6 protein-coding genes are annotated in these 12,300 nt (G+C 71.5%); all 6 read left to right on the top strand.

Annotated elements, in window-relative coordinates; translation table 11 throughout:
- A partial coding sequence (locus tag LOY02_RS00830) for an FHA domain-containing protein (RefSeq protein ID WP_317180416.1) occupies nucleotides 1–744 on the top strand: 744 nt, incomplete at its 5' end.
- 1 nt (nucleotide 745) lies between these two features.
- On the top strand, nucleotides 746–2,512 hold the full coding sequence (locus LOY02_RS00825; RefSeq protein ID WP_317180415.1) for a protein kinase domain-containing protein: 1,767 nt from the start codon (nucleotides 746–748) through the stop codon (nucleotides 2,510–2,512).
- 144 nt (nucleotides 2,513–2,656) lie between these two features.
- Complete coding sequence (locus LOY02_RS00820; protein WP_410505893.1) at nucleotides 2,657–3,409, top strand: hypothetical protein; 753 nt, start codon at nucleotides 2,657–2,659, stop codon at nucleotides 3,407–3,409.
- Entirely contained in the window at nucleotides 3,406–9,720 is a 6,315-nt protein-coding gene (locus tag LOY02_RS00815; RefSeq protein WP_317180414.1) for an Ig-like domain-containing protein, read from the top strand. Before LOY02_RS00820 ends, LOY02_RS00815 begins: the two co-directional genes overlap by 4 nt.
- Before the next feature lie 111 nt (nucleotides 9,721–9,831).
- The gene (locus tag LOY02_RS00810) at nucleotides 9,832–10,815 is read left to right on the top strand and encodes a MoxR family ATPase (RefSeq protein ID WP_317180413.1); all 984 of its coding nucleotides are present in this window, start codon (nucleotides 9,832–9,834) and stop codon (nucleotides 10,813–10,815) included.
- Nucleotides 10,812–12,299 carry a DUF58 domain-containing protein gene (locus LOY02_RS00805; protein ID WP_317180412.1) on the top strand — a complete coding sequence of 496 codons (1,488 nt, stop codon included), beginning with the start codon at nucleotides 10,812–10,814 and terminating at the stop codon, nucleotides 12,297–12,299. The genes LOY02_RS00810 and LOY02_RS00805 overlap by 4 nt, the downstream gene beginning before the upstream one ends.
- Nucleotide 12,300 lies beyond the last annotated feature (1 nt).

Raw genomic sequence — 12,300 nt, 5'->3', positions numbered from 1 at the left:
TTCTCGGGGCGGCACACGCCACCGCCGGCGCCGAGTCTCATCCCGCCCCTGGCCGGACCAACCGCGGTCTCACCGCCTCCCGCGGCCGAGCGCCGTGCCCCGCAAGGAGCCGGACCGGCGCGCGACGCCGCCACCGCAGCGCCGGCCACCGGCACCGCACCGGCAGTGCCGGACCCGGGATCCCCGGGGGACGGGGGGCCCGATGCGGACGAGCTGACCGTGGACCGGAGCGCCTTGATCCAGGCGCGGGAGGCGGCCCGGTCCGGTGCCGGGTCGGGCCCGAGCGTCCTCGCGGTCCTCTGTGCGCAGGGACACCCGACGCCGCCGCACGGCGACTCCTGCCGCATCTGTGGCAGCAGCATCCCGCCGCAGGACACCTTCACCATGCCGCGGCCGGCGCTCGGATCGCTGCGACTCTCGACCGGCGATGTCGTCACCCTCGACCGCAGTGTGCTGCTCGGCCGCGCGCCGACGCTCGGCCCGGGAATCGCGGTGACCGAACGCCCGCACGTGGTGAAGGTGCCCAGCCCCGAGCGCGACGTGTCGCGCAACCACGTCGAGGTGGTCCTCGAGGGCTGGCACGTGCTCATCCGCGACCTCGGCACGACGAACGGGACGACCGTGACCCTGCCGGGGGGCATGCCGGTCCGCCTCCGGGCCAACGACCAGCAGGTGCTCGAGCCCGGTTCGATCGTGTCGATGGCCGATGAGGTCACCTTCGTCTTCGACCCCGGGGGGAACTGAGATGGCCGGCTCGCGACAGGCTGCCAAGCACGGCCGGAGAGGGGCGCCGCCGCAGATCCCCGGCCTCGTCTTCGTCCAGCCCCTCGGCTCGGGAGGGTATGCCGACGTCTACCTCTACGAGCAGCAGACCCCCCGCATGCCCGTCGCGGTCAAGGTGCTCAAGTCGGACGGCCTGACCGACGCCCTGCGCAGCCAGTTCGTCGAGGAAGCCGACACCATGGCGCAGCTCGGCGACCACCCCTACATCGTCCAGGTCTTCCGGGCCGGCACGTCCGACGACGGCCGTCCCTACCTCGTCATGAAGTACTACCCGCCGCCCAACCTCGCGATGCGGGCGAGGGCGGAGCGGTTCACCGTCGAGGAGGTGCTCCGCACGGGTATCCAGCTCGCGAGCGCCGTGGAGACGGCGCACCGGGCGCACATCACGCACCGCGACATCAAGCCCGCCAACGTTCTCGTCAGCGCCTACGGCGCGCCGGGGCTCACCGACTTCGGCATTGCCGGACGGGGCGGGCGGGACGGTGACGTCGACGCAGACTCCACCGATGACGTGGGCGTCTCGGTGCCCTGGGCGGCGCCAGAGGTGCTCTACGGCCAGAGCAACGGTGACGAGCGCTCCGATGTCTACTCCCTCGCTGCGACGCTCTGGCATCTCCTGGTGGGACGGTCCCCCTTCGAGGTGCCCGGTGGCGACAACTCGGCCTACGCGCTGATGCCCCGGATCCGCAGCACGCCGCCGCCCCCGACCGGCCGGCCGGACGTGCCCCCCGGCCTCGAACGGCTGCTCGGCCAGGCGCTGGCGAAGGACCCGGCACGCCGGCCGGCAACCGCACTCGACCTCGCCCGGGCGCTGCAGGCGGTCGAGCAGCAGCAGCGCCTGGCGCGCACTCCGATCGTCGTCCTCGACGAGCAGGGGCACACGACGCTCGTGAGCCAGACCCAGGGCTCTCCGGCGGGACCCGGCGGCTCCGACGACGACCGCACTCGGATCAAGTCGCCCCAGACCGTCATCGCGCAGCCCGACCTGCCGTCGGCCCGGCCTGACGACGAGACACGGCGGCGGCCTCACGGCCGGGGCGTGGCCGCGCCCCTCCCGACGACCTCCGCGGGCGGGTCATGGTCGGGCTCCGCGAGCGGACGTCCCGGAACGGGCGGTCCTGCCGGGGCACCGGCACCGGTCCGTCCCGCAGCCGTGACCGATCCGACCTCGAGCAGCCGCACGGCGCCCTTGGTCCGGGACGACAGCGACGAGCCGACGGTGCGGCGCCCAGCGAGCCCAGTGAGCCCGGGTCCTGCCCGGGCCGCGCCCGAGGCGGGGTCGGCGTCGGCGCGACCCGGTCCTGCGCTGCTCTGGGGCCTCGTCGGAGGAGTCGTCGTCCTCCTGGGCGTGGTGCTCTTCCTCCTGCTGCGCCCGGAGGACCCCGGCACCGGCACCGGCATCACGGCTCCGAGCCCCACCGTCTCGATGCCCGGCGACGACAACGCGGTCCTCGATGCCGTTTTCGATCCGCCCACCCTCGTCGCGGAGTCGAGCGAGGGGTCGGTCACCTTTCGGTGGACCTACCCGCAGCCGGCCGAGGGCGACACCTTCCGGCTGCTCGTCGCCGCGTCACAGAACGAGGTGGCTGAGGCGAGCCCGAAGGTGCTCGAGAAGGCGACCTTCACCGAGAAGGTTCCCCAAGGTCAGCAGCGGTGTGCCGTCGTCAGCGTGAACCGGGGTGGAAGGGAGTCGCCTCGGTCCCCGGTCCAGTGCGAGACTGCGCGGTAGGCGGCGGCGAATTGCACCAAATGGACGCATTGCCGGCCACAGCGGTTCTCTCACTAGGATGCGACGCCGACGGCTCGTAATCGACATGCGGAAGTCAGAGACAGGGCAGTAACAGAGCAGTGACTGGGCAGGGGGCCCCGATCCGTGATCCACAGCAAGGTGACCGTCGCGTTCTGCGGCGAGACGTATCCGGTCTCGCCGGAGCACGGCTTGACCATCGGGAGGACGGGCGACGTCGAGATCGACGACAACCCGTACCTGCACCGCACCTTCCTTCGCGTCTCCCATGACGCAGGCTTCTGGTGGCTGACCAACACCGGCTCGACACTCACCGCGACGGTCGCCGACGAGCAGGGCCTCTTCCAGGCCTTCCTCAATCCGGGAGCCCGGATTCCGCTGGCCATGCGCAGGCTCATGGTGTGGTTCACGGCGGGCCCGACGACCTATGACTTCGAGATCCACGTCGCGAGCCCGGTGTTCAAGTCGGTCGAGGCCGAGTCGGCCGCGCCGAGTCCGCGGGACGAGGTCGGCGAGGCAACGGTCGGGCGGGTGAGTCTCACACCGGACCAGAAGCTGCTCATCGTGGCGCTCTGCGAGCCGTTCCTCCGGCGCCGTGAGGCCGGGACGAGCCAGATCCCGTCGTCGGCGGCCGCCGCGGAGCGGCTGGGATGGACGCTGACCCGCTTCAACCGCAAGCTCGACAACGTCTGCCAGAAGCTCGCCGACGCCGGCACGCGCGGCCTGCACGGTGGGGTGGGCCGCGTCGCCTCCAACCGCAAGGCCCGCCTCGTCGAGCACGCCCTCTCCACCAAGCTCGTCGTCGAGGACGACCTCGCGCTGATTGACCAGGACGCCACGTTGGAAGCCGCCGGGGCGGCCGATCGGGGGAAGGCATGAGCACCGCCGCGACCAAGCGACGGATCGGAGTCATCGGGACGGTGGTCGTCGCCCTCGTGGCCGGCCTGCTCGTCTGGGTGGCCACGAGGTCGGACGGCGAGGTCGTCCGCAAGGCCGACCTCAACGACGGCGGGATCTGGGTCACCAATGCCGACCAGGCCCGGTTCGGCCGGATCAACAAGGCGGCCGGTCAGCTCGATGCCGGCGTCCTCTCCGACGGGACGCCGGGGTCCGGCCTCGACGTCTTCCAGGACGGGGCCGCCGTCGTCGGGTTGTCGAAGGCGGGCAACCAGCTGGTGCCGATCAATGCCGCGGAGGGGACTCTCGCCCCGCAGCAGTCCATCGTCCTGCCGAAGGCGGCTCCCGCCACGGGCAACCGGGTCTTCGAGACCGAGCCGGTGGACCTGCGGGGCGGCACGATCGCGATGATCGACCCCGCCAAGGGCGAGCTGCGGGCCCAGCGGGTCGACAACCGCGGCGGCATCGCCGCTCTGGACCAGCTCCAGACCCAGGCCAAGCCGCTCGTCACGGTGGGCGCGAACGCCGCGGTGGCGGTCGGCGTCGACGGGACGGTCTATGCCCTGTCGGGCGACAAGGGTGTCCTCGCGATCCTCGAGCCCGCTGATGAGAAGTTCGCCAAGCCGGTCCTCGTCAAGCTCGGCTTCACCACGAAGAGTGCCCAGGTCACTGCCGTCGGCCCGCACTGGGTCGTCTTCGACTCCGGCACCGGGATGCTCTACTCCGACCTGCTCGAGGAGCCCGAGCAGGTCTCGGTGGGCCGCGCCGAGCCGGGCAAGCCCGCCTACGCCGCGCTGCAGCAGCCGGGACCGGACGCGACCGCCGTCCTGGTCCAGGACGAGACGCAGCTCCTCCAGGTCCCCCTCACGGACGACCCTCCGGGCGCCGGCGTCACGCTCACCGAGGCCCCGAGCGAGGCCGGGCTCTTCCTGTCCGCCCCGGTCCGGCTCGGGGGCTGCGTCCACGGGGCGTGGGCGAGCGACGCCAAGGCCTACTACGGCCGCAACTGCGGCTCGCCGCAGGACACGCGGACCGTCGGGCTCGGCGCGATGAAGAGCGGCGTCCGCGTCGACGGCGTCAAGCTCCGGGTCAACCGCGGACTCATCGTCCTCAACGACCTCGATTCCGGTGACGTCTGGGACGTCGACCGCGACCAGGTCAAGATCGACAACTGGAACTCGGTGATTCCTCCACCGCGGATCGACAACAAGAACAAGAAGAAGGACGAGAACCTCATCGACGACGAGGTCACCAAGACCCCGCCGAAGGCCCAGCCCGACCAGCTGAAGGTGCGTCCCGGCCGGACGTCGACCCTCCACGTGCTCGACAACGACACCGACTCCCAGGGCTCGATCCTCGCGATCAGCCCGGGCGACGTCGGCAAGGCCTCGATCGCGGGAGTCAGCACCAGCGCGTCCGCCGACGGGCAGACCGTCCAGGTCACCGTCCCCCAGGAGCCGGCCGCCGACACGTTCACCTTCGAATACACCGTCAACAACGGCACCACCGCCAAGAACGGCCGGGCCACCGCGAAGGTCACGGTCCGGATCGTGGGGCCGGACGAGAACACCGCGCCGCACCTTCGAGGGGGCAGCAAGAAGCTCGCCACGGCGAGCTACCCGGTGGCCAAGAACTCGACGGTCAAGGTGGGGGTGATCGCCGACTGGCGTGACGCCGAGAACGACCCGCTCCAGGTCTCGCCCGTCGACCCGGCCGCGACCGGTGTGGACGGGGCCGGAGCGCTGATCGTCAAGGCGATCGGCAAGAAGGGGGACCAGGAGGTCGCCTACGAGGTCAGTGACAGCAACGGCGGCGTGACGAAGTCCGCGATCACGGTGAAGGTGCTCGGTGACGACGATCGTGCGGTGGCGCCGCGCACGCAGCCGGACGTGCTGCGGGGGGTCGTCGGCAAGCCGGTGCAGCTGCAGCCGCTCGGCAACGACGTCCCCGGGGCCGACCCCACCGATCCGGAGGCGCGGATGCGGCTCGCCTCCGAGGTCAAGGGCCCCGGCCAGCTGACCATCGACACCAACACCGACACGGGCGTGCTCACCGTGACCGGCGCCACGCCGGGGACCTCCACGATCACGTATGCCGCCCAGTCGGGTTCCGGGGTCAGCGTCGGTCGGGTGCGGGTGGACATCCTCCCGGATCCGGATGCGGACCTGCCTCCGGTCGCCGCCCCGGACTCGGCAGTGGTGCGCGGCCAGACCCCGGTCATCGCGGACGTGCTCTCCAACGACTACAGCCCGCGCAGCGACGTCCTCGTCGTCCAGCGCGTCGTCACCGACAGTGCCTGGCTGAGAGTCAGCGTCGTCCAGGGGCGGTGGGTCAGGGTCGAGGCGACCGCGCCGCTCGACGGCGACAAGGCGCGACGGGGAACGGTGACCTACACGATCAGCGACGGCACCCAGTCGGCCGACGGCCAGCTCTCGGTGGTCCAACGTCCCGACCCCGAGGAGCCGATCCTGCCCACGGTCCTCGACGACACGGCCATCGTCCGCGTCGGGGACGCCGTGACCATCCCGGTCCTCGACAACGACTCGATGTCCGAGGGCATCCCGCTCGCGCTGGACCCGAGCGGTGTCCGCGTCCGCGCCGGCGGTGGCCAGGCGTTCGCGTCGGGGAGCGTCGTCCGTTACGTTCCGGAGCCCGACGAGAAGGCGACTGCGCCACGGACCGCGGTCATCGAGTACGTCGCCTTCCCCGAGGGCCTGCGGGCCCGGTCGGCGACGGGCAGGGTGACGGTGACGATCAACCCGCTGCCGAGCGAGGCCCGACCCAACCGGCCACCCACCGCCCGGAGCTTCTCGGCGAGCGTCACCGCGGGCGACACGCTCTCCATCACCGTCCCGACATCGGGGGTGGATCCCGACGGCGACCTCACCTTCGTGGGGGGGATCGTCGGGGAGACCGGCGAGGCGGTGGACCTCGAGCTCGGCCGTGTCCTGGGCTTCGGAGCCGCGACGATCCGCTACGAGGCCTATCCGCGCAGCGCCGGCACCGAGGTGATCCGCTACCAGCTCCGGGACCGCTTCGGCCTGACGAGCGAGGGCTTCATCCGGGTCGGCGTGGTCCAGCCGGGCGACCCACAGCCGCCGGTCGCCGTCGAGGACGACGTCGTCGCCGCCCCGGGTCGCACGGTCCATGTCGACCTGCTCGCCAACGACCTCATCGCGAGTGGCGACGCGGTCGAGTTCGAGGACTTCGCCAAGCTCAACGACGACGAGGTCCTGGGGGACTTCAGGCGCCAGTCGGATGACTCGTTCAAGGTCGTCGTGCCCGAGGAGGGCCCGGCGAAGGTGCTCGCCTATGGCATCACCAACGGGATGTTCGACCCGTCCCGCTCGACGCTGACCGTCCGGGGGCAGAAGGACTTCAACAACCCGCCGATCGCCGTCGACGACACCGGCGTCGCGAAGGACGGCGAGACGAGCATCCTCGTCGACGTCCTCGAGAACGACCGCGACGTCGACGGCGACCAGAAGTCGCTCACCATCACCGAGGTCATCGGTGACGGCGCCACGATCGAGGGGCGCCAGGTGCGCATCCAGCTGCGCCCCGAGGCGCGGGTCGTGCCCTACGTCATCGAGGACGCCGACGGTGCGATCGCGATGGCCCTGATCTACGTGCCGGCCGGCAACAACGGCCAGCCCTACGTCGTCGAGGGCAAGACGATCACGATGGATGCCGACTCGACGGTGACAGTCCGGCTGTCCGACTACGTCGTCGACCCGCGGGGCGGCACCGTTGCCCTGACGTCCCCGGACACGGTCTCGACCTCCCCGGCCGAGCACCTCCAGCGTGAGGCGGCGTCCTCCACGGAGCTCACCCTCACGTCGACGAACGGCTATGTCGGTCCTGCCGCGCTCATGCTCGAGGTCACCAACGCGACCGGCCCGCAGGACAAGACGGCCCAGACCGCCTACGTGACGATCCCGGTCCAGATCGGTCCCGACGTCCCCGTCCTGCGCTGCCCGGACCACGAGGTCCGGCTGGTGGCCGACGGTCCGCCGCGCCGGGTCGACATCCCCCGCCTCTGCCGGGCCTGGCTCCCCGACACGCTCGACGCGTCGACGGTGCGCTACGAGGCCGAGTGGGACCAGGCCATCGACCGGGTCGACCTCAGCCAGACCGGTCAGGGCGGGCGCACCGTCGTCCTCCAGGCCGAGCCCGCCGCGCAGGCCGGCTCGAGCGGCACCGTGACGATCGGCGCCAAGGGCGGCACGGAGCGCTTCACGCTCCGGGTCCGGGTGACCGGCCAGCCGCGGAACGCGACCCTCCGGCAGGCTCACATCGAGGGGCTCATCGCCGGCACGAGCCAGCAGCTGAACCTCGCTCAGTACCTCGACAGCCCGCTCGGCTCCCCGCAGTGCGAGATCACCGCGACGACCGTCCGTTCGGGCACCGGCGTGACGGCATCCGCCTCCGGCTGCCAGCTCACCGTCAGCGCGTCCGAGCAGGCCCGGGGCGACGCCCGGATCGAGGTCCGCGTCACCGACGCGCCGGGTCGGCCCCCCGCCGTCGGCGAGGTCAGCGTCGGCGTGCGCAGCAAGCCGGACCCGACCGCCGCCCCGGTGGCGGTGGCCGACCGGGTCCTCGGCGGAACGGCGCGCGTCGACTGGCGGCCTCCCGCCTACGACGGCGGCATGCCGATCCTCGAGTACGAGGTCGGGGTCAACGGCCCGGGCGGCACAGCCCAGACCTGCCAGGCCTCGCCGTGCACCATCACCGGACTGACCAACGGCGAGGACTACACCTTCACGGTGCGCTCCCGCAACGCCGTCGGCTGGTCCGACCCCTCTCCGGCGTCCTCCCCGGCGGTGCGGCCCGACACGCTGCCCAAGGCGACGTCGATCAGCAACATCGTCGCCGGTGACCGCCAGCTCACCGTGACGTGGACCCCGCCGGTCAACGAGGGATCGGCGATCACGCAGTACCAGGTCCAGTGGGTCAACGTCGGGGCCAACGCCGGCCAGACGGGGACCAGGGTCGTCCAGGCTCCCGGCCTGTCGACCGTCGTCTCCGGGCTGATCAACAACGACGCCTACAAGCTCCGAGTCCAGGCCCGCAACGACCTCGGCTGGGGCCCCTACGGCCCCGAGGTCACCGCGCAGTCGTTCGGCAAGCCGGCTCCGGTCCCGGCCCCGACCCTCAACCCCCGGTCTCCTGCACCGGACCAGGACAACGCCCAGGTGACGATCACCTGGCAGTCGACCGACCCCAACGGACCGCCCATCACGCAGTACGACGTCTACCGTCGCACCGGCTCGGGCGGTGCCTGGGCCCACGTCGCGACGGTGTCCGGCAGTGCCCAGCGCGTCGCCACCGACACGATCCCCTACGGCGGCCAGACGGTGCAGTACACCGTGACGGCCACCAACGGCGGACCGGCGACGTCGGCACGGACGAACTTCGCGTCCTACAAGGCCGACGGCATGCCGGAGACACCGACGCTCAACTCCGTCGGCACCCCCAGCGCCGACTACCGGGCCGTCGCCTCCTACACCCTCGGCAGCCACCGCTCGTCCGGCTACGACCGGGTCGAGTGGCGCACGACCGACGGGGCCTACTCGGGCCGGTGGTCCGCTCCGAGCAGTGGCGGCACGACGGGCAACACCGGGGTCAACCAGCGGGCGATGGAGATCCGGGCGTGCAACACGGCCGGTCTGTGCTCCGCGTGGTCCAACAACGTCACCTTCCACCCCTACGGCCCGACCCGCGCGATCCGCAGCCCGCGTGAGACCCATGACAACACGAGCATCACCTTCACGTGGGACGCTCCGGCCTACAACGGCAGGCAGATCAGCGAGTACGAGGTCAAGGAGAACTGGTCCGATAGAAAATGGAGGCAGCCGGCCAGCGACCGAAGTTACCGGGTTGGGGGTCTCGGCTACTCGACCTCACGCACGATCCAGGTCCGTGCCAGCGCACCCGACTCTGGCTGGGGACCGTGGACTTCGATCTCGGGGACGACGAACGCCGCGCCGGCCCCGTCGGTCAACTGGCTGCGCCACGGTCCGCCGACGGGCTACCAGCCAGGCTGCGACAGCGGCGAGTGCAACTACCTGCAGTACGACCTCAGCAACTTCCAGGGCAGCATCAGGTGCTACTTCGAGAGCCCTGACGGCGGCTGGCCCTACGGCTGGGACGACGGGACCCGCGGCACGATCACGCCCCGCAACGGCACCAACACGTCGGGAAAGTTCTACGGCTACCACGACCTCTGGGTCAGGATCACGTGCCACGGCTCCAACGGTTCCGACTCGTTCACCCGAAACCCGTGGGGCTGACATGACCGGCGACCCGACCACACCATCGACCCGGCGTGAGGCGACCGTCCCGCCGGCCCAGCGGCATACGCCCTCCACCTCGACCAACGGCACCACAGGAGAACGGAACTCATGAGCGGCACCAGTCACATCACGCAGGACCAGGTGACCTGGTTCGCCCACACCTTCGACCAGCTCGTCGGCAACATCGAGCAGGCCGTGCTGGGCAAGCAGCACGTCACGCGACTCGCCCTGACCTGCCTGCTCTCCGAGGGGCACATGCTGCTCGAGGACTTCCCGGGCACCGGCAAGACACAGCTCGCGCGGGCCCTCTCTGCGACGGTGCACGGCACGCACAGCCGCATCCAGTTCACGCCCGACCTCCTCCCGAGCGACGTCACCGGTGTCACCATCTACGAGCCGAGCAAGCAGGCGTTCGAGTTCCACCCCGGCCCGATCTTCGCGACGATCGTCCTCGCCGACGAGATCAACCGCGCCTCGCCGAAGACGCAGTCGGCGCTCCTGGAGGTCATGGAGGAGGGGCGGGTCACCATCGACGGCACGCCGCACTCGGTCGGCGAGCCGTTCATGGTCATCGCGACGCAGAACCCCATCGAGCAGGCCGGCACGTACCGCCTCCCGGAGGCCCAGCTCGACCGCTTCCTCATGAAGTCGAGCGTCGGCTACCCGGACCACGAGGCCACCATCGCGGTGCTCGCCGACGCCAAGACGCGCGACCGGGCCAAGCAGCTCCAGCCGCTCATCGCGAGCAACGTCATCGTCGACATGGCGCGGCTCGCCGACGAGGTCCACGTCGACCCGGCGATCCTCGGCTACGTCAGCCGGATCGCCGAGGAGTCGCGCCGCCACCCGAGCCTCAAGCTCGGCCTGTCGGTGCGCGGCTGCCTCGCCTACGTCCGCTGCGCGAAGACGTGGGCGGCGTCGCAGGGGCGCACGTACGTCATCCCCGACGACATCAAGAGGCTCGCGGAGCCGATCCTCTCCCACCGCCTGCTCCTCAGTGCGGAGGCGCAGTTCGCGGGAGCGACGGTCGAGCACGTCATCGACCAGATCCTCGGCGACATCGCCCCGCCCGCGGAGCGTGCGTCGGCGTGACCGAGCAGGACACGGGGCTCACGTCTCGACGTGAGCTCCGCGAGCAGGCCCTTGCGGGACGGCGATTCCGTATGCCGCTGGGCTCCCGCCCGCGCGCAGCGGCCCGCCCCGCTCCGGCGGGCCGGGAGAAGCCGGCAGGCCTGGTCGGCCTGACGCGGGGCATCACGCGCCCGGTCACCCAGCCGGTCACCCGCGCCGTCGCGCAGGTGGCCGACCAGACGAGACCGGTGTGGCGACCGGTCGCCCACGTGCTGCGGTGGGTGTCGCCGCTCGGGTGGACGATCCTCGCGCTCGGCGTCGTGTCGTGGCTCGTCGGCGCCCAGTGGGGATGGGTCGAGCTGCTCATGGTGGCCGCTGCCGCGCTCGTGCTCTTCGCCGTCTGCTTCGTCCTCGCCGTCGGCCGCACGAAGGTCCGGATCGACGCCGAGGTGGAGCCCCGGCGGGTCGTCGTCGGGGAGCCGGCCACCGGGCGGATCGCCGTGACCAACGAGGCCCGGGCTCCCCTCCTGCCCCTGCTCGTCGAGCTGCCCGTCGGCCTCTCGGCGGCCCGGTTCGTCCTCCCGGCGCTCGCGCCCGGTCACGCGCACGAGGAGCTCTTCGTCGTGCCGACGTCACGGCGCGGGGTCATCCAGGTCGGGCCCGCCACCACGGTCCAGGGCGACCCGCTCGGCCTGATGCGCCGCACGTTGCGGTGGACGGAGCAGACCGAGCTGTTCGTCCACCCGCGCACCGTGGCGCTCGAGCCCCTGGGAGCGGGGCTCCTCCGGGACCTCGAGGGGTCGACGACCGAGGACATCTCCATGAGCGACCTCGCCTTCCATGCCCTGCGCGAGTACCAGCCGGGTGACGACCGGCGCTACATCCACTGGCGCAGCTCGGCCAAGGCGGGCAAGCTCCTCGTCCGGCAGTTCCTCGACACGCGCCGCTCCCACGTCACGGTCATCGTCGACACCGACCCGGAGCAGTACCGGTCCGGTCACGGTCGCACCGGTCAGGCTGACCGAGCCGCTGCCGGGCACGGCGAGGCGGGCGACGTCCACGCCGCCAATGCCCCGTCCGCGACCGAGGCGGACGTCGAGACCGCGATCTCGGTGGGCAGCTCCATCATGCTGCGTGCGGCGCTCGACGAGCAGGACTGGACTGTCGTGTGCGGCGACCAGCGGATGAGCAAGACAGGGCCCCAGCTCGGTCTCGACGCGATGGCCCGGGTGCAGCCCGGGCCGATCGACCTGCTCGCGCTGGCGCTCGACGCCACCGACCTCGCCCCCGACACGAGCACCGCCTTCATCGTCACCGGGCCGCACCGGCCGTTCATCGACCTCCAGCGTGCCGCGGGGCAGTTCCCGCCGGAGGTCAACCGCGTCATCGTCGTCGTCGACCCGCACGCAGCCCACGGGATCCGGCACGGCGGCGGGCTCGTCATCCTCACCTTGTCGCAGCTCGAGGACCTTCGCATGCTTCTCGTCTCAGGGGTGGCCCGATGAG

The organism is Intrasporangium sp., assembly GCF_032907665.1.
Taxonomy (GTDB): Bacteria; Actinomycetota; Actinomycetes; order Actinomycetales; family Dermatophilaceae; genus Intrasporangium.
This window is presented reverse-complemented; position numbering and strand designations above follow the sequence as displayed.